Source organism: Streptomyces sp. NPDC002265, assembly GCF_040296125.1.
Lineage (GTDB): Bacteria > Actinomycetota > Actinomycetes > Streptomycetales > Streptomycetaceae > Streptomyces.
The window spans coordinates 1-16,841 of record NZ_JBEOWS010000214.1 but is presented as its reverse complement, the minus strand read 5'-3'; the positions used below and the strand labels follow the sequence as shown (position 1 = coordinate 16,841).

18 protein-coding genes are annotated in these 16,841 nt (G+C 73.6%); 7 read left to right on the top strand and 11 right to left on the bottom strand.

What is annotated here, in order from left to right:
• Nucleotides 1–46 precede the first annotated feature (46 nt).
• From ABT085_RS30285 to ABT085_RS30275, 3 genes are all read left to right on the top strand, one after another.
• Nucleotides 47–838, top strand: a complete 792-nt coding sequence (locus tag ABT085_RS30285) for an SURF1 family cytochrome oxidase biogenesis protein (protein WP_351614857.1) — start codon at nt 47–49, stop codon at nt 836–838.
• 135 nt (nt 839–973) lie between these two features.
• Nucleotides 974–2,761 carry a glycoside hydrolase family 15 protein gene (locus ABT085_RS30280; RefSeq protein WP_351614854.1) on the top strand — a complete coding sequence of 596 codons (1,788 nt, stop codon included), beginning with the start codon at nt 974–976 and terminating at the stop codon, nt 2,759–2,761.
• A 5-nt stretch (nt 2,762–2,766) separates the two neighbouring features.
• Nucleotides 2,767–3,522: an SDR family oxidoreductase gene (locus ABT085_RS30275; protein WP_351614851.1), complete on the top strand. Its 756-nt coding sequence runs from the start codon at nt 2,767–2,769 to the stop codon at nt 3,520–3,522.
• Nucleotides 3,523–3,775: 253 nt separating this feature from the next.
• Here ABT085_RS30275 and amaP read toward each other — a convergent pair whose 3' ends face one another.
• The 5 genes from amaP to ABT085_RS30250 are packed head-to-tail and all read right to left on the bottom strand — an operon-like array spanning nt 3,776 to nt 6,122.
• Nucleotides 3,776–4,363 carry an alkaline shock response membrane anchor protein AmaP gene (amaP, locus tag ABT085_RS30270; protein WP_351614849.1) on the bottom strand — a complete coding sequence of 196 codons (588 nt, stop codon included), beginning with the start codon at nt 4,361–4,363 and terminating at the stop codon, nt 3,776–3,778.
• Entirely contained in the window at nt 4,360–5,046 is a 687-nt protein-coding gene (locus ABT085_RS30265; RefSeq protein WP_351614846.1) for a DUF6286 domain-containing protein, read from the bottom strand. Before ABT085_RS30265 ends, amaP begins: the two co-directional genes overlap by 4 nt.
• Nucleotides 5,043–5,426, bottom strand: a complete 384-nt coding sequence (locus ABT085_RS30260) for an Asp23/Gls24 family envelope stress response protein (RefSeq protein WP_351614844.1) — start codon at nt 5,424–5,426, stop codon at nt 5,043–5,045. Before ABT085_RS30260 ends, ABT085_RS30265 begins: the two co-directional genes overlap by 4 nt.
• Entirely contained in the window at nt 5,423–5,608 is a 186-nt protein-coding gene (locus ABT085_RS30255; RefSeq protein WP_152894271.1) for a hypothetical protein, read from the bottom strand. The genes ABT085_RS30260 and ABT085_RS30255 overlap by 4 nt, the downstream gene beginning before the upstream one ends.
• Nucleotides 5,609–5,636: 28 nt before the next feature.
• Nucleotides 5,637–6,122 (bottom strand): Asp23/Gls24 family envelope stress response protein, encoded by a 486-nt coding sequence (locus tag ABT085_RS30250; protein WP_351614841.1) that lies wholly within the window; start codon nt 6,120–6,122, stop codon nt 5,637–5,639.
• 86 nt (nt 6,123–6,208) lie between these two features.
• Here ABT085_RS30250 and ABT085_RS30245 point away from each other — a divergent pair, with 86 nt between their 5' ends.
• Nucleotides 6,209–6,934, top strand: coding sequence for a nucleopolyhedrovirus P10 family protein (locus tag ABT085_RS30245; protein WP_351614839.1), 726 nt, complete (start codon nt 6,209–6,211; stop codon nt 6,932–6,934).
• A gap of 122 nt (nt 6,935–7,056) precedes the next feature.
• Here ABT085_RS30245 and ABT085_RS30240 read toward each other — a convergent pair whose 3' ends face one another.
• From ABT085_RS30240 to ABT085_RS30230, 3 genes are all read right to left on the bottom strand, one after another.
• Nucleotides 7,057–7,860: an enoyl-CoA hydratase/isomerase family protein gene (locus ABT085_RS30240; protein WP_351614837.1), complete on the bottom strand. Its 804-nt coding sequence runs from the start codon at nt 7,858–7,860 to the stop codon at nt 7,057–7,059.
• Nucleotides 7,861–7,977: 117 nt separating this feature from the next.
• The gene (locus ABT085_RS30235) at nt 7,978–8,199 is read right to left on the bottom strand and encodes a helix-turn-helix domain-containing protein (RefSeq protein WP_351614835.1); all 222 of its coding nucleotides are present in this window, start codon (nt 8,197–8,199) and stop codon (nt 7,978–7,980) included.
• Nucleotides 8,200–8,534: 335 nt separating this feature from the next.
• Nucleotides 8,535–10,133, bottom strand: coding sequence for an ABC-F family ATP-binding cassette domain-containing protein (locus tag ABT085_RS30230; RefSeq protein ID WP_351614832.1), 1,599 nt, complete (start codon nt 10,131–10,133; stop codon nt 8,535–8,537).
• A 287-nt stretch (nt 10,134–10,420) separates the two neighbouring features.
• On the opposite strand from ABT085_RS30230, the gene ABT085_RS30225 reads away from it, so the two are divergent.
• The gene (locus ABT085_RS30225) at nt 10,421–10,834 is read left to right on the top strand and encodes a VOC family protein (protein ID WP_351614829.1); all 414 of its coding nucleotides are present in this window, start codon (nt 10,421–10,423) and stop codon (nt 10,832–10,834) included.
• 173 nt (nt 10,835–11,007) lie between these two features.
• Here the strand turns inward: ABT085_RS30225 and ABT085_RS30220 are convergent, their stop codons facing one another.
• From ABT085_RS30220 to ABT085_RS30210, 3 genes are all read right to left on the bottom strand, one after another.
• Nucleotides 11,008–12,465, bottom strand: a complete 1,458-nt coding sequence (locus ABT085_RS30220) for a hypothetical protein (protein ID WP_351614826.1) — start codon at nt 12,463–12,465, stop codon at nt 11,008–11,010.
• 428 nt (nt 12,466–12,893) lie between these two features.
• Nucleotides 12,894–14,021 carry an alpha/beta hydrolase gene (locus ABT085_RS30215; protein WP_351614824.1) on the bottom strand — a complete coding sequence of 376 codons (1,128 nt, stop codon included), beginning with the start codon at nt 14,019–14,021 and terminating at the stop codon, nt 12,894–12,896.
• A 195-nt stretch (nt 14,022–14,216) separates the two neighbouring features.
• Complete coding sequence (locus ABT085_RS30210) at nt 14,217–14,927, bottom strand: class II aldolase/adducin family protein (protein WP_351614821.1); 711 nt, start codon at nt 14,925–14,927, stop codon at nt 14,217–14,219.
• A 305-nt stretch (nt 14,928–15,232) separates the two neighbouring features.
• Between ABT085_RS30210 and ABT085_RS30205 the strand changes: the two genes are divergently transcribed.
• Complete coding sequence (locus tag ABT085_RS30205; protein WP_351614818.1) at nt 15,233–16,474, top strand: inorganic phosphate transporter; 1,242 nt, start codon at nt 15,233–15,235, stop codon at nt 16,472–16,474.
• Between the two features lie 34 nt (nt 16,475–16,508).
• The gene (locus ABT085_RS30200; protein ID WP_351614815.1) at nt 16,509–16,730 is read left to right on the top strand and encodes a hypothetical protein; all 222 of its coding nucleotides are present in this window, start codon (nt 16,509–16,511) and stop codon (nt 16,728–16,730) included.
• The last annotated feature ends 111 nt before the right edge of the window (nt 16,731–16,841 follow it).

The window sequence follows — 16,841 nt, the reverse complement described above, 5'->3', positions numbered from 1 at the left end:
GGGACCCTCCCGTAGCGGGCCGAAACGTACGGGGTACGGTCAATGGGTGTACCGCTTCCTGTTGTCCCGGCAGTGGGTGATCGTCACCCTCGTCGCCATCGCGCTCATCCCGACGATGATCGAGCTGGGCATCTGGCAGATGCACCGGTACGAGATGCGCAGCGCCCGCAACCAGCTGGTCTCCGACGCGCTGACCGCCGAGCCGGTGCCGGTCGAGCGGCTGACCTCTCCCGGGCACAGCGTGACCAGTGCCGAGCGGTACCGCACCGTCACCGCGACGGGCACCTTCGACACCTCCCGCGAGGTCGTCGTCAGGCGCCGCGTCAACTCCGACGACGAGGTCGGCTTCCATGTCCTCACCCCGTTCGTCCTCGCGGACGGCCGGGTGCTGCTGGTCAACCGGGGCTGGATCCCCGCGAACGGGGCGCAGACCGCCTTCCCGAAGATCCCCGCACCGCCCGCGGGCCGGACCACGGTCACCGGGCGGCTGATGCCGGACGAGACGACCGCGGCCAGCGGCATCAAGGACATCAAGGGCCTGCCGGACCGCCAGATCATGCTGATCAACAGTGCGGAGCAGGCCCGGCGGCTCGGTGCCGGGGTGCTGGGCGGCTACATCCAGCAGACGGCGCCCGAGGCGAAGGACGGCACTCCGCAGCAGATCTCCGACCCGGGCAAGGAGGACGCGCCGCTGAACTACGCCTACATGATCCAGTGGTGGCTGTTCGCGGCGGGCGTCCCGGTCGGCTGGTGGGTCCTGGTCCGGCGCGAGCGCCGCGACCGGGCGGAGGCCTCGGCGGCCGGGACGGCGGCCGAGGCCGAACCGGCGACGGTGTAGGGCCGCCCTCACCCGTCCGGCCCGAGACGGCGTACGGCCGCCCTCACCCACCCGGCCCGACGGTGTACGGCCGCCCTCACCCGTCCGGCCGTATCCGCTGATTGCCCGGTCGGCCCACCGGGAATCCGGAAACCCGTGCACCCCCCTATCGAGGACTACGCCCTCATCGGCGACGAACAGACCGCGGCCCTGGTCGGCAGGGACGGCTCCGTCGACTGGCTGTGCGTCCCCCGCTTCGACTCGGCGGCCTGTTTCGCCAGACTGCTCGGCGACGAGGACAACGGTCACTGGCGGATCGCTCCCAAGGGCGTCCAGGGCCCCTGCACACGGCGTGCCTACCGGCCTGACACCCTCGTCCTCGACACCGAGTGGGACACCGCCGACGGCACGGTCCGGGTCACCGACCTGATGCCCCAGCGCGAGCACGCCCCCGACGTCGTACGCATCGTGGAAGGGGTCAGCGGGCGGGTCACCATGCGCAGCACGCTGCGGCTGCGCTTCGACTACGGCTCGATCGTCCCGTGGATGCGCCGCTCCGACGGCCACCGGATCGCCGTGGCCGGCCCGGACTCGGTCTGGCTGCGCAGCGAGCCCGCGGTGCGCACCTGGGGCGAGGACTTCGGCACGCACTCGGAGTTCACCGTCCGCGCCGGCGAACGGGTCGCGTTCGTCCTCACCTGGCACCCCTCGCACGAGGCGCGGCCGCCGCTGGTCGACCCCTACGAGGCGCTGAGCAGCAGTGTCGCCGACTGGCGCAGCTGGGCGGCCCACTGCACCTACGCCGGCCCCTACCGGGACGCCGTCGTACGCTCCCTGATCACCCTCAAGGCCCTCAGCTACGCGCCCACCGGCGGCATCGTCGCCGCGGCCACCACCTCGCTGCCGGAGGAGATGGGCGGGGTACGCAACTGGGACTACCGCTTCTGCTGGCTGCGCGACTCCACCCTCACCCTGGGCGCCCTGCTGTCGGCGGGTTACCACAAGGAGGCCGCCGCCTGGCGGGACTGGCTGCTGCGCGCGGTCGCGGGCAACCCGGCGGACCTCCAGATCATGTACGGCCTGGCCGGCGAGCGCCGGCTGCCGGAGACGGAACTGCCCTGGCTCGCCGGGTACAACGGCTCGGCACCGGTGCGGGCCGGCAACGACGCCGTGACCCAGCTCCAGCTGGACGTCTACGGCGAGGTCATGGACTCGCTGTACCTGGCCCGGTCCTCGGGGCTGTCGGCCAAGCCGCACATGTGGGCCATGCAGGGCGCCCTGCTGAGCTTCCTGGAGTCGGCGTGGCGGCAGCCGGACGAGGGGCTGTGGGAGGTGCGCGGCGGCCGCCGTCAGTTCGTGCACTCGAAGGTGATGGTGTGGGTGGCCGCCGACCGGGCGGTGCGCACGCTGGAGGAGCACCCGGAGCTGCCCGGCGAGCCGGACGGCTGGCGCGCGCTGCGCGACGAGGTGCACCGGGAGGTGTGCGAGAAGGGCTACGACCCCGAGCGCAACACCTTCACCCAGTACTACGGCTCACGCGAACTCGACGCCGCGCTGCTGCTCATCCCGCGCGTCGGATTCCTTCCCCCGGACGACCCACGGGTGATCGGCACGGTGGACGCGGTCCGCGCGGAGCTGGGCCACGGCGGCTTCGTCCGCCGCTACGACACCGGGGACACCCAGGTCGACGGCCTGCCCGGCGACGAGGGCGCCTTCCTGGCCTGCTCGTTCTGGCTCGCGGACGCGCTGCACATGACGGGCCGCACCGAGGAGGCCCGCGCGCTCTTCGAACGGCTGCTGGGCCTCACCAACGACGTGGGACTGCTGGCCGAGGAGTACGACCCGGTGGCCGGCCGTCAACTCGGCAACTTCCCGCAGGCGTTCAGCCACATCGGCCTGGTGAACACCGCCCTCGCCCTGTCCGGGCACGGCGGGGCAGGATAGGGGCCATGGATCTTGGACTGAAGGACCGGGTGTACGTCGTCACCGGCGCCACCCGCGGACTGGGCAACGCCGCCGCGCGCGAACTGGTGGCCGACGGCGCGAAGGTGGTCGTCACCGGACGGGACGAGAAGCGGGTCGCGGACGCGGCGGCCGAGCTGGGCCCGAACGCCGTCGGGGTGGCCGTCGACAACGCCGAGGCGGACGCCCCCGCGCGGCTGATCGCCGCCGCGCGCGAGCACTTCGGCGGCTTCGACGGCATCCTCGTCAGCGTCGGCGGCCCGCCGCCCGGCTTCGTCGCCGACAACACCGACGACCAGTGGCGTACGGCGTTCGAGTCGGTGTTCCTGGGCGCGGTGCGGCTCGCCCGGACGGCGGCCGCGGAGCTGGAGTCCGGCGGTGTCATCGGGTTCGTGCTGTCCGGCTCGGTGCACGAGCCGATCCCGGCGCTGACCATCTCGAACGGGCTGCGGCCGGGGCTGGCCGGGTTCGCCAAGTCCCTCTCCGACGAGCTGGGACCGCGCGGCATCCGGGTGGTCGGACTGCTGCCGTCGCGCATCGACACCGACCGGGTGCGCGAGCTGGACGGCTACTCGGCGGACCCGGAGGCGACCCGGGCGGCGAACGAGGCCCGTATCCCCCTGCGGCGGTACGGCACGCCGGAGGAGTTCGGGCGGGTGGCGGCGTTCCTGCTGTCGCCGGCCGCGTCCTACCTGACCGGGCTCATGCTGCCGGTCGACGGCGGGATGCGGCACGGGTTCTGACCCCCGCACAGTCGGCCGTGAGAGGCCGTGACCGTCCGCGCGGCCGACGGTGTCCGCGACCGCGCGGACGGCTACGGCGCACGCGGGGAGCGCGGACGGTTACGACGTACGCCGGGGCGCGCATGCGGGCGCGGACACCCGGTTCACCCACGCTGCCGCGTTCGTCGGTTCACCGGGGCTGCCGCGTGTACCCGGGGCGCGGGCGCGCTGGCGGGGCGGGCGCGCCCGTGGACGCGGGAGCTCGCCCCGGGGCTCAGTTCACCCGCGCGGCGCGGTGTCGGGCCGCGCGCAGGCGCACCTCGGCGGGCAGGGCCGCGAGGCGGGCGGAGTCCCGCGCGTGGGTCAGGGCCTGGCCGGTGAGCTGGTGCAGGACGGTGCCCGGGTCGACGTGCGGCTCCAGCAGCAGGCGTACCCGGACCGCGGGGGCGCCGCGCCGCCCGGTCAGCTGGACGTGGGCCTGCTGGACCCCGTCCATGTTCCCGGACTCGTCGGCCAGCACCCCCTCCAGGGCCCGCCCCCGCAGCAGCGCCTCCTCGCCGTCGCCGGTGTCGACGACGACCTCGGCGAGCCGGCGGCGGCGCAGGACGGCGACCAGCCACCACAGGGCCAGCAGGACCAGGGCGGCGAGGGCCGCCAGGACCGCCGGCCACCACCAGCCGGCGTCCCGCCAGCGGGTCCGTTCGGCGGCGCCGAGCAGCACTTCGTGCGGACCGTGGTGGATCCACCAGGAGGGCGGCACGGCGCCCAGACCGACGGCGAGCACCGAGCCGCCGAGGAGCACCAGGACGAGGCCGACGAGGCCGATCAGCACCCGGTTGACGGTCCTGAGCACCGCGCTCACCCCTTCCGGCCCGGTCGCCGTACCCGCACCGACAGCGCGGGCGGCCGGACGAGTCCCAGGCCGCCGACCGCCTGGGCGAGCACCGTGTCGAGGTCCGCGCGGACCTCGTCCAGCGGGCGGAAGTGCGAGACAGCGCGCACGTCGGCCCGCCGGCGGTGGGCCCGTACGCGTACCGACTGCACTCCCGCGACCTCCATGGCCCGGTCGCGCAGGACCAGCGCGGCCGCGTCCCGGTGCAGTCCGGCGCGGACGTCGGGGCGGTCCTGCCGCATCGGCAGGACCGCCCGCAGGCCGGGCGTGAGGGCCAGGACCAGCAGCCAGAGGCCGAGCAGCGCGGTGACGCCCGCGCCGACCAGCACCCAGGTGTCGTCCAGCGGCCGCCGGGCGAGCTCTCCGGCCAGGGCCCGGCGCCAGTGCATGCCGGGCCGGCCGGCGCGCACGGCGGCGATGTCGTAGAGGAAGAAGCCCGCGCCGGCCACCACGAGGACGGCGACGACGGCCGCCGGGATCCGGCGCGCCGACCAGAAGCGGTGGCCCGTGCCGTCGGCCGACGGCGGCGGGCCGGGGACCACCGGGGCGGACCGGCTGGGTCCGCTGCCGGGGTCGCCGGGATCGCCGCGGGTGTCCTTCTCGATGACCGGAAGTCGTCGTGTGGTGCCTTCCGAGCCCTGAGGCTCGCTCATCGCGTCCTCCCCTGTGCCACGTCGTGTGCCGGGGTCAGGTGCAGCCGTTCCACGTGCACGGCGACCTCCGGCACCTCCATTCCCACCAACGCGCCTACCCGCTCGACCACATGACGACGCACCTCGCGACAGCGGGCGGCGACATCACCCGGATAGCCGAGTTCGAGGTGGATGCGGACACGGGCGGTGTCGTGGTGGACGACGACGGTGGCCTGGGGCGGCGCGGCGGCCGCGGGCAGTGGTCCGACGGCCTCGCGGGCCGCCTGCGCGGCCGTCTTCGACACCACCCGGTCGGCGATCCGGGTCGCGCCGCGCTCGCCCGGCGGGACGACGGCCGGGCCCGCGCCGCTCCCGGCGGTCCCTTCGCTCACCGACGTCACCGTCGCCGGTCGTCACGCTGACGGAAGAAGTCGCCGAGCTCCAGGTCCCCCTCCAGGAACCGGCCGACGACGAACCCGATGGCGCCCAGCGCCGCCACCAGCAGGAACGCGCCGAACCCGCCGAAGTACCCGGCGAAGCCCAGCGCCATCCCGGCGATCATGCCGACCACGGCCATGTTCATGCGGCGCTCCTCAGCTCACGGCCCCGGCTCACTGGATCCGGGGCTCCGGCTCGTCGTCCGCTTCCTCGGGCAGTTTCACGTCGCTCACGGCGATGTTGACCTCGACGACCTCGAGGCCGGTCATCCGCTCCACCGCCGCGACGACGTTCTCCCGTACGGCCTTGGCGACATCGCCGATCGAGACGCCGTAGTCGACGACGATCTCCAGGTCGAGGGCGGTCTGCACCTCGCCGACCTCGGCCTTGACCCCGCGGGTCACGGACTTCGACCCGCCGGGCACCCGGTCCCGTACGGCGCCGAAGGTGCGGCTGAGACCGCCGCCCATGGCGTGCACGCCGAGGACGTCCCGGGCGGCCATCCCGGCGATCTTCTCCACGACCCCGTCGGCGATGGTGGTGCGTCCCCGGGTCGCCGGGTCCCCGCCGCCGCGTCTGGTGGTCTTGCGGGTCTGGACCGACGGCTCGGCCGCGCTCTCGGGGCCCTGCGTCCGGTTCTGCTGGGTCATGTCGGTCATCGCCGCACGTCCTTCCGGTCCTCGTCCTTCCCCCACGGTACGTGCGCTTGCCCACCGCCGCCCTGGTGATGCGGCAGGCTGGAGCAATGACGGCGGATCGGATCGGGCGGGCGGTACGGGATCAGCTGAGCCTGGGCAGGCTGCTGCCGCTGGGCGGCCCGGGTGACGGCGCGTGGATCACTCAGCGGGCGGCCGAGGCGCCGCTCCGGCGCGCGGCGCAGAGCGTGCCGGGTGTGTACCCGGGTGCGCTGGGGATCTCCCTGGCGGATCCGGGGGAGTCGGCCGAGCCCGTCGTGCCGCCGCCGCCCGGGGCGGTACCGCCCGGACCGCTGCGGGTCACGGCGGACTTCGCGACCACGCTGAGCGGGCCGCTGCCTGCCACGGCGTCCCTCGTACGGGCGACGCTGGGCGCGGCGGCCGAGCGTCTCGGCCTGGCGGTCGCCGAGGTCGACCTGCGGGTGACGGGCCTGTTGGAGGAGGAACCCGAGCCCTCCCCCGTACCTCTGCCGGAGCCGCCCGCGGCCGGCCGCGCCGCGACGCCCGACGAGGAGCGGGCCGCCGCGGCCGCGAGCGGTGTCGCGGGGGTGGAGCGGCTGACCGGTGCGCTCGGCGGCCGGTCGCCGGTGCAGCTCTCGGCGCGGAGCGCGGAAACGCCGCACGAGGGCGCGCTGCCGCGGCGCCACGCCCGGGTGGAGATCGCGGTGCGGGCGGACCACCGGGCCCTGGACGTGGCCCGCGCGGTCCGCACGGCGGTGGGCCAGGCGCTGCCGGATCACCCCACGGTGACGGTGCTGGTGACCGTCGTCGGCTGAGGTCCGCCCGCCCGATCGTGGGTCGGCTCGGGTCGGCTCGACCGGCCGTGGGTCAGCCGGGGTCCGCTCGACTGACCATGGACCGGCCGGAGTTCGCCCGGCCGACCGCGGTCAGCCGGGGTTCACTCGCCGAGGCCGGCCAGGTCGCGCAGCCGCCGGGCCTGGGCGGCGCGCTCCGCGGCGCGCTGCTCGTCGTACGTACGGTCGACGGCCCCGCGCAGCAGGGTCTTGGTCTCGATCACGGCGTCCCGGGGCGCGGCGACGAGCGCCGCGGCCAGATCCGCCACCGCGGCGTCGAGGTCGGCCACCGGCACCGACAGGTTGGCGAGCCCGGAGCTCACCGCCTCCTCGGCCGTCACGAACCGGCCGGTCAGGCAGATCTCGACCGCACGGCCGTATCCGACCAGGGACACCAGCGGATGGGTGCCGGTCAGGTCCGGCACCAGGCCCAGCGCGGTCTCGCGCATGGCGAACTGCACGTCGTCGGCGACGACGCGCACGTCGCAGGCGAGCGCGAGCTGGAAGCCCGCCCCGATGGCGTGGCCCTGCACGGCGGCGATCGACACGATGTCGTTGCGCCGCCACCAGGTGAAGCCCTCCTGGAACCCGGCGATGGCGGCGTCGAGTTCGGCGTCGTCACCGCGTGCGAGATCGATGAAGGACGGCTCGCCCTCGATCCCCTCCGGCGTGAACATCTGCCGGTCGAGACCGGCGGAGAAGGACTTGCCCTCACCGCGCAGCACGACGACACGGACGGAGCCCGGCAGCAGCTGTCCGGCCTCGGCGAGCGCACGCCACATCGCGGGGCTCTGCGCGTTGCGTTTGGCCGGGTTGGTCAGCGTCACCGTGGCGAGCGCGTCGTCGACGGTGAGCCGTACGCCGTCCTTGTCGAGCAGGGGGACGAGTTCCTGGTCGGGCGAAGCCATGGGACGCCTCCGATGAGTGCGGTCAGTCAGCGGTCAGCTAAGTGACTGCACAGTAACCACCCGGTCGATCAGGCGAACGACCGGGTGGCCACCATCGAAGCCGGTGAGCCGCCCGGGTCAGGACGTAGCGGTCTTCTTGCCCCGCGTCGCCCCACCACGCCCACGGAGCGTGACGCCCGACTCACTGAGCATCCGGTGTACGAAGCCATACGAGCGGCCGGTCTCCTCGGCCAGCGCCCGGATGCTCGCACCGGAGTCGTACTTCTTCTTCAGGTCTGCCGCGAGCTTGTCGCGCGCGGCGCCGGTCACCCGGCTGCCCTTCTTCAGAGTCTCGGCCACCCGTGCCTCCTCATGGGAAGTGCGCTCTGGTCTCCTCATGATCACCCCTCCCGGGCCCGATGGCCACCCATTCGGCAAGGTCCGTACGACAGGCTTGTGACGACAGGAGCGCGTCCCCACATACGGAATCCCTGATTCCATCCGGTCGCATTCATGCACCCGAACGGGTTGTTTCACGAAGTGCCAGGTCAGGGACGCACAACGGCCGATCCCTTGTCGACAAAGGGATCGGCCGTGAAATGGATGTAGGACACACCTCGATACGAGGAGATCTCACACAGATGATGGATCACGGATCGGCCGAATGATCCATACGCCGTGGATCAGACATTCGATCAAGCGAGGGCGACGAGATCCGCGTAGTCGGAGCCCCACAGGTCCTCGACACCGTCGGGCAGCAGGATGATCCGCTCCGGCTGGAGCGCCTCCACCGCGCCCTCGTCGTGCGTGACCAGGACGACCGCGCCCTTGTAGGTGCGCAGCGCGCCCAGGATCTCCTCACGGCTGGCCGGGTCGAGGTTGTTGGTCGGCTCGTCGAGCAGCAGCACGTTCGCCGAGGACACCACGAGGGTGGCCAGGGCGAGCCGGGTCTTCTCGCCGCCGGAGAGGACCCCGGCCGGCTTGTCGACGTCGTCGCCGGAGAAGAGGAAGCTGCCGAGCGTCTTGCGCACCTCGACGAGGTCGAGGTCGGGGGCGGCGGAGCGCATGTTCTCCAGGACGGTGCGCTCCGGGTCGAGGGTCTCGTGCTCCTGGGCGTAGTAGCCGAGCTTGAGGCCGTGGCCCGGGACGACCTGGCCGGTGTCGGGGGTCTCGACGCCGCCCAGCAGCCTGAGCAGGGTCGTCTTGCCGGCGCCGTTCAGACCCAGGATCACCACGCGGGAACCCTTGTCGATGGCCAGGTCGACGTCCGTGAAGATCTCCAGAGAGCCGTACGACTTCGACAGGCTCTCCGCCATGAGCGGGGTCCGGCCGCAGGGCGCGGGCTCGGGGAAGCGCAGCTTGGCGACCTTGTCCTGCTGGCGCACGGCCTCCAGGCCCGACAGGAGCTTGTCGGCCCGCTTGGCCATGTTCTGCGCGGCGACGGTCTTGGTGGCCTTGGCGCGCATCTTGTCGGCCTGCGCGTTCAGGGCGGCGGCCTTCTTCTCGGCGTTCTGCCGCTCGCGCTTGCGGCGCTTCTCGTCGGCCTCGCGCTGCTGCTGGTAGAGCTTCCAGCCCATGTTGTAGACGTCGATCTGGGCGCGGTTGGCGTCCAGGTAGAAGACCTTGTTGACGACCGTCTCGACGAGGTCGACGTCGTGGGAGATCACGATGAAGCCGCCGCGGTAGGTCTTCAGGTAGTCGCGCAGCCAGACGATCGAGTCGGCGTCGAGGTGGTTGGTCGGCTCGTCGAGCAGCAGGGTGTCCGCGTCCGAGAACAGGATCCGGGCCAGCTCGATACGGCGGCGCTGACCGCCGGAGAGGGTGTGCAGCGGCTGCCCCAGCACCCGGTCGGGCAGATTGAGCGCGGCGGCGATGGTGGCGGCCTCGGCCTCGGCGGCGTACCCGCCCTTGGTGAGGAACTCCGTCTCCTGGCGCTCGTACTGGCGCAGGGCCTTCTCGCGGGTCGCGCCGCTGCCGTTGGCGATGCGCTGCTCGTTCTCGCGCATCTTGCGCAGCAGGACGTCCAGGCCGCGTGCCGAGAGGACGCGGTCGCGGGCCAGCACGTCCAGATCGCCGGTGCGCGGGTCCTGCGGCAGATAGCCGACCTCGCCGGAGCGGGCGATGTTGCCCGCGGCGGGGATGCCCTCGCCCGCGAGGACCTTGGTGAGCGTCGTCTTGCCCGCGCCGTTGCGGCCGACCAGGCCGATACGGTCGCCCTTGGTGATGCGGAAGGTGGCGGACTCGATGAGGATGCGGGCACCGGCGCGCAGCTCGATACCGGAGGCGGAGATCACGGACAGGCTCCAGGGCAGGAAGGTTGGCGGGCGGGCGGCTGAGGACGTTCCCGCCGTCTAATGCGCGAGGAGAATGGCCATGACGTCAGTCTAACGGGGCCGTGCAACCACTTTTCTGCGCCCGGACGGCGGACCGGGCGCACGGCGCCGTCGTCCACCAGGGCGTACAGGGGGCCGCGGGCGGGGCGGCGGCGCGTCGTGACGTTCCGCACACCCGGCTGTCAGTGGTCGCTGCGAGACTGGGCGGCAGGTTGATTTCCGGCGGCGACGACGAGGGAGAGGCCGGTATGACGGGGACGAGCGGTGGGCGCCCGGGCATCTGTCCGACACTGCTGTACGCGGACGCCAAGGCGGCGATCAGACAGCTCACGGAGGCCTTCGGGTTCCTGGAGCTGTCGGTGTACGAGGGCGAGGGCGGCACGGTGATGCACGCCGAGCTGGTGCAGGGCAACGGCGCGGTGATGCTGGGTTCGAAGGGCCGCGGCGGCGTCTTCGACACGGCGATGAAGGCCGCGGGTCCGGCGGGGGTGTACGTCCTGGTGGACGACGTCGACGCCCACCACCGGCGGGCCGTGGAGCACGGCGCGGAGATCCTGATGCCCCCGACGGACCAGGACTACGGTTCGCGGGACTACATGGCCCGGGACCTCGAGGGCAACATCTGGAGCTTCGGCACGTACGCCCCCGAGCTGCCGGCCTGACCTGCGGCCCGCGCGCGGCTCGCGCACCGGCCCGATCCGCGGCCCGCGCGCGAGCCCGACCGGGCCCGGCGTGGTCCGACGGCCGGGGTCCGCGCACCGGAGCGGGCAGCCGGCCGGAGACCGGAACCCTGGCCTCCGGCCGGCTCGCCGCGACGGGTTCGCCGCGGTCCCGGTCAGTTCCCTCCGGTGTGCACCTGGAAGGCCGCCCGGCGGACGGCCTTGGCCAGGGCCGGGTCCGGGTGGGCGGCGGCGAGCGCGACCAGGACCTGCACGGTGCGCGGGTGGCCCACGGCGCGTACCTCGTCGAGCAGTTGCGGGACGGTGGGCTGTACCGCGGACTCCAGATGCCGGACCAGCATCGGGGCCTCGCCGTGGTCGGCGACGGCGGCCGCGGTGTCGACCCACAGCCAGGTGGCCTCCTGCCGGGTGAGCACCTCGTGCGCGTCCTCGGGGTCGACGCCGTCGTGCTCGGCGAGCCAGAGCAGGGCGTACGGCCGCAGGGCCGGCTCGTCCACGACCGAGCGGACGTCGTGCTCGGCGGGGGCGCCGACGACCCGCAGCGCCTCGAAGGCCAGGCCGCGCAGCAGGGCGTCCTCGCCGCGGGCGGCGGCCAGCAGGTCGGTGACGGCGCGGCCGACGGGGCGGGCGGCGAGCCAGGCGCGGTACTCGGCGCGGGCCGCGTTGGGGCGCAGCTGGGCGCAGCCGCGCAGCATTCCCTCGGCGGCCTGTTCGATGTTCCCGGCGGGGCTCTGCGCGGCGACGCAGATCTGCTCCAGCTTGACCCAGACCGCCCAGCTGCCCAGCGGGGTGAGCGTGGCCTGGCCGGCGCCGCAGGTGAGGGCGCCCACCGAGGCGAGGGCGTGCAGGGACCAGTCGAGCAGCGGGGCGAGTTCGGCCTCCTGCGCGGGCTCCGCCGGGTCGGCGTCTGCGGAGGGCACGACGGCCACGGCGGCCCCCGCGGGGACGGCGGCGGCGCTGGGCACGGCCTGGGGGCCGTAGGGGATCTCGCAGCGTTCGGTGCGCAGCTCGGTGACCCGCTGGGCGAGCAGGTCGAGGAGCTGGGCCACGGGCACGGGCCCGGCGGACAGCTGGAGGAAGGAGAGCACCTGCGGCATCGCCGAGACGACCTCGGCGACGGCCGCGGGCTCGTGGTCCGCGGGTTCCGGGGACGCCAGCGACCACGCGTCGAAGAGGGCGACCCAGCCGCGCAGGACAGCGCTGTCGTCGCGGTCCCAGGCCCGCAGCCGCCAGCCGGGGCGGGCGCTGTCGCCGTGCACCTCGATGAGGCCCGCCAGACGGGCGGTGTCCCAGTCGGCACGGACCTCGGTCGCGGTCAGGCCGAGTTCCAGGGCCGCCCGATCGGCGGTCGCGTCGGCGAGGGTGGCCTTTCCGTCGACGGCCGCGCCGTCGCGGCCGGGGCCGAGGGCGGCGTCGGCCCAGCGGGCGACGCGGGCTGCCGGGGCCAGACCGGAGCGAGCCATTCTGGCCAGCTCCGCGGGGGCCGGTGTGCCCTCCGGAGGTCGGGGTGCGGGGCGGCGCGGGCGCCGCTGGTTCACGGCTCTGGGGGCGGCGGCCAGGGGTCGGGGGCGGACGAGTCGAAGCCTGGAGTCGCGCGGGATACGGGACGTCACGGGTGCAGTCTTCCGGTTGACCGTCCGAAAACCCAAACGGAATGTCACGGCGGGCTACGGGACTGGCCAACGCACACGTCCGCGAGGGGGGTCGACGGGAGTGATCAGGCCACTGGTACGGCTTTAAACGGAAGCAGGTCGGCCGGTCCGGCACCGGCGCGCGCCCCGGTCCCGGCGGGCGAACCGGGACCGCCACGTCAGGGGTCCGGAGCGACCCCGATCAGGAGGACCGGAGCGATCACGACCGGGGGGACCGAGGCGATCACGATCGGGAGGACCGGGACGGTCACGATCGGCAGGGCCGGACCGGTCACGTCGGGAAGGCCGGAACGACCCTGATCGGGACGACCGGAGCGGTCACGATCGGCAGGACCCGGACGGTCACGTCAGTAGGGACGGAACGGCCCGCATCAGCAGGACCGGAACCCTCACATCAGAGGGACCAGGAAGCGCCGCAGGGCCTCCTCGTAGGCCGCCGGGTCGGCGTTCCACATGGCTCCGTGCGGGGCGCCCGGGACGGCCTGGAGGGTGACCAGGTCGGGCCGGCGCCGGGCGAGGCCACGGGAGAGGGCCCAGGGGGCCAATGTGTCCTCGGGGCCGTGGAAGATCAGCGCCGGGATCCGGAGCAGGCCGGGGTCGGCGGGTTCGTCGTCGCTGCGGCTGTTCATCCCGGTGCGGCCCTGGGCGGCACGCACGGCCAGCGGCAGCAGCGCCCCCGGAGTGCCGCGGGCCGCGGCCAGCGCGCGCAGGGTGGTCTCCCAGCTGAGCACCGGGGAGTCCAGGACGAGCCCCACGGCGCGCTCGCGCAGCCCCGAGTGGGCGGCGGCGCGCAGCGCCATGGTGGCCCCGGTGGACCAGCCGTACAGGACGAGGCGCTCGGCGCCGTAGCGCACGGCGTAGCGCATCGCGGCGTCCAGGTCGCGCCACTCGCTCTCGCCGAGGTGGTTCAGGCCGTCCTGCGGGCGGGGCGCGCCGAGGTCGCCGCGGTAGGAGAGGGCCAGCACCGAGAAGCGATGGCGGTGCAGGAACTCCATCACGTTCAGGGCGAGTTCCCGGGTGGTGCCGAGGCCGTGGACCGCGATCACCCAGGTGTCGCGGGCGCCGGGGACGAACCACGCGGGCAGCGGGCCGAGCTCGCCGGGGATGTCGACGTCGGCGTACTCCAGGCCGAGCGCGGCGTCCGGGTTGCCGACGTACACGTTCGGGGTGAGCCACACCTTGTCGCCCTGGCTCAGGGTGCCGTGGGTGACGCGCTCCAGGCGGCGCACGACGGTGTCGGCCGACAGCGCGGCGGCCTCGACGACGGGCCCGACGACGGCGTGGGAGCCGTCGCCCGCGAGGCCGTAGATGCCGGGGCGCAGCGAGGCCAGGTCCCTGGTGAGGGTGATCCGTCCGGCGGCGGTGCCGTGCACGGTGAGCCTGGGTTCGGTGGGCAGGGGCCGGCCGGCCGGCGCCCTGAGGGCGACGTCGCTCGCGAGCCGGCCGGCGGCCACCGCGGCGGCACCGGCCCCTACCACTGCGGTGACGGCGGCGGCCGTCGCTTTGACAGGGTGCACCCGTTCAGTGTCGGGGCGGTGCGGGCGACCGGCCAGCGGGAGACGGGGAAGGGGTGACGTGCCGGAACGGGGCCGGAGGCACGCCCTGGAAACCCGCACGCCGCGCGTGCGAGCCGTACGCACCGCGCGTACGCCGGGCGGCCCGCCGGCACCGCCACACCCGCCGCCCGTACGCCGGGCGGCCCGCCGGTACCGTCACGCTCGCTGCCCGTACCCCCGCAGCCGCTCCCCCGCCTCCGCCACCTGGCCGGCCGTCAGCAGATGCGGCGTCAGTCCCGGCACCGAGGACGCGGTCAGCCACAGCCGGCACATCCACTCCAGCTGCGCCGTGCGGTCGTAGGCCTGGTCGAGGGTGGCGCCGTGGGTGAGGGTGCCGTGGTTCTGGAGGAGACAGCCGGTGCGGTCCACCAGGGCCAGGCGAACGTTTTCGGCCAGCTGCTCGGTGCCGTAGGGCGCGTAGGGGGCGACCCGGACGGGGCCGCCGAGGGCCGCGGTCATGTAGTGGATCGTCGGGAGCTCGGGGACGAGCGTGGAGACGGCCGTGGCGTGCACGGCGTGGGTGTGCACCACGGCCCGGGCGTCGCCGGCCCGGTAGACGGCGAGGTGCATGGGCAGCTCGCTGGTCGGGACGAGACTGCCGAGCACCTGCCGGCCCGAAAGGTCGACCCCGGTGATGTCGTCCGGCGTCAGCCGGTCGTACGGCACGCCGGACGGCGTGACCAGCACGGTGTCCCCGACCCGGACGGAGACATTGCCCGAGGTGCCGACGACGAGTCCGTCGGCCACGCTGCGGCGGGCGGTCGCGACCAGCGCGTCCCAGGCCCGCGCCTCGTCCCGGCCGCCTTCCGTGCCCTGTATGTACCGGGCGGCCCGGTCACCCTGTCCGCTGTGCCGTCGCTCACTCATGCCGCGATCCTGCCAGGCGCGCCGACGACGGGCCGCTGATCACGCAGCGTATCCATTTCAGGCTCGTCTGCATACGACGGCACTGACGGCCTGCCTGAATCCGGAATCACGACCGACAGTCCGACGGGTCGCGATTCCAGGGCGCTCACCTGGGGTGACCGGTCATGCGGGGTACGCATCGGTAGCACTATGTGGAATATCACTCTCCTGTTCGTGACACCACAAAGCCCGTCTCAGTTCACCTTCCGTTCACCCAGGTTACTTACGTTCATCGCACCAATGACCTCGAACGATTGCCTGGGTAAATGGAAAACTTCTCGCTGATCCTCGCGATTGTGGTGGTAACCGCACTTGCGTTCGATTTCACGAACGGTTTTCACGACACCGCCAACGCGATGGCCACGACCATCTCGACCGGTGCACTCAAGCCCAAGGTTGCGGTGGCCATGTCGGCCACCCTCAACCTCGTGGGCGCCTTCCTCTCCGTGGAGGTCGCCAACACGATCTCCAAGGGTCTCGTCGACGAGACCGGCATCCGCCCCGAGGTCATCTTCGCCGCACTGGTCGGCGCGATCCTCTGGAACCTGCTGACCTGGCTGGTGGGTCTGCCCTCCAGCTCCTCGCACGCCCTCATGGGCGGCCTGATCGGCGCCACCATCGCCTCGGCGGGCACCGGCGCCGTCCACGGCGACGCGCTCGTCACCAAGGTGCTGATCCCGGCCGTCGCGGCCCCGATCGTCGCCGGCGTCGCCGCGATGCTCGCCACCCGGTTCTCCTACCAGCTGGGCAAGAAGGCCGACGGCAAGGCCGCCGCGAAGGGCTTCCGCACCGGCCAGATCGCCTCGGCCGGCCTGGTCTCGCTGGCCCACGGCACCAACGACGCGCAGAAGACGATGGGCATCATCACCCTCGCCCTGGTCGCCGGCGGCGCCGTCGCGCCCGACTCCGACCCGCCGGTCTGGGTCATCCTCTCCGCCGGTCTGGCCATCGCGCTCGGCACCTACCTGGGCGGCTGGCGCATCATCCGCACCATGGGCAAGGGCCTGACCGAGCTCCAGCCGCAGCAGGGCTTCGCCGCCCAGACCAGCGCCGCGACGGTCATCCTGGCCTCCTCCCACCTCGGCTTCTCCCTCTCCACCACCCACTCGGTCTCCGGCTCCGTGATGGGCGCGGGCCTGGGCCGCAAGGGCGGTGTGGTGCGCTGGTCCACCGCGACCCGCATGTTCGTCGCCTGGGGCCTGACCCTGCCGGCCGCCGCCCTGGTCGGCGCGCTCGCCGAGTCCGTGACGGACCTGGGTGACTGGGGCACGGCGGTCGTCGCCGTCTTCCTCGTCGCCTCCAGCGCCGCGATCTGGAAGATCTCCCGCCGCGAGGTCGTCGACAGCAGCAACGTCAACGACACCCACGAGCCGGCCGGCGTCGTGACCACGGCGATCGCCGCGGTGACCCCGCCCCCCGCCGGCACGGTGACCGAGACCCTCACGGCCACGATCCCCGCCCCGGCCGCCACCGCCGACCCGGTCGCCCCGCCGGCCGCCGCCGTCTGAGCCCCGCGCACCCGGTAAGTAAGGAAGCCTCACCATGAACATCGACTGGGCAGCCCTGGGCTCCGTGTTCGGCGTCAGCCTCGTGGTCACCGTGGCCCTCGTGGCCCTGTTCACCCTCGGCATCATGGGCCTCTCCCGCCAGGAGCGGGCCTCCGCGCAGGGCGGCTCCGCCGCACTCGCGGTGACGGGCGCGTACGCGTGCTTCGCGGCCTGCACGGCCGCGGTGGGCTACGGGATCTACCTGATCGTCGCCTGACCCACCGCCATCCGGCACACCGTTCTCCAGGGGCGGGAGGAACCCACGGGTTCAAAACCCCCCGCTACGGGGCCCCCCCACCCCCCCCCCCCCCCCCCCCGGCCCCCCCCC

What these genes read in the sequence shown, in the direction of transcription:
- ABT085_RS30275 (WP_351614851.1), top strand. Translation starts at nt 2,767, where the DNA reads ATGGATCTTGGACTGAAGGACCGGGTGTACGTCGTCACCGGCGCCACC.
- ABT085_RS30265 (WP_351614846.1), bottom strand. Translation starts at nt 5,046, where the DNA reads ATGAGCGAGCCTCAGGGCTCGGAAGGCACCACACGACGACTTCCGGTC.
- ABT085_RS30255 (WP_152894271.1), bottom strand. Translation starts at nt 5,608, where the DNA reads ATGAACATGGCCGTGGTCGGCATGATCGCCGGGATGGCGCTGGGCTTC.
- ABT085_RS30250 (WP_351614841.1), bottom strand. Translation starts at nt 6,122, where the DNA reads ATGACCGACATGACCCAGCAGAACCGGACGCAGGGCCCCGAGAGCGCG.
- ABT085_RS30245 (WP_351614839.1), top strand. Translation starts at nt 6,209, where the DNA reads ATGACGGCGGATCGGATCGGGCGGGCGGTACGGGATCAGCTGAGCCTG.
- ABT085_RS30240 (WP_351614837.1), bottom strand. Translation starts at nt 7,860, where the DNA reads ATGGCTTCGCCCGACCAGGAACTCGTCCCCCTGCTCGACAAGGACGGC.
- ABT085_RS30225 (WP_351614829.1), top strand. Translation starts at nt 10,421, where the DNA reads ATGACGGGGACGAGCGGTGGGCGCCCGGGCATCTGTCCGACACTGCTG.
- ABT085_RS30210 (WP_351614821.1), bottom strand. Translation starts at nt 14,927, where the DNA reads ATGAGTGAGCGACGGCACAGCGGACAGGGTGACCGGGCCGCCCGGTAC.
- ABT085_RS30205 (WP_351614818.1), top strand. Translation starts at nt 15,233, where the DNA reads ATGGAAAACTTCTCGCTGATCCTCGCGATTGTGGTGGTAACCGCACTT.
- ABT085_RS30200 (WP_351614815.1), top strand. Translation starts at nt 16,509, where the DNA reads ATGAACATCGACTGGGCAGCCCTGGGCTCCGTGTTCGGCGTCAGCCTC.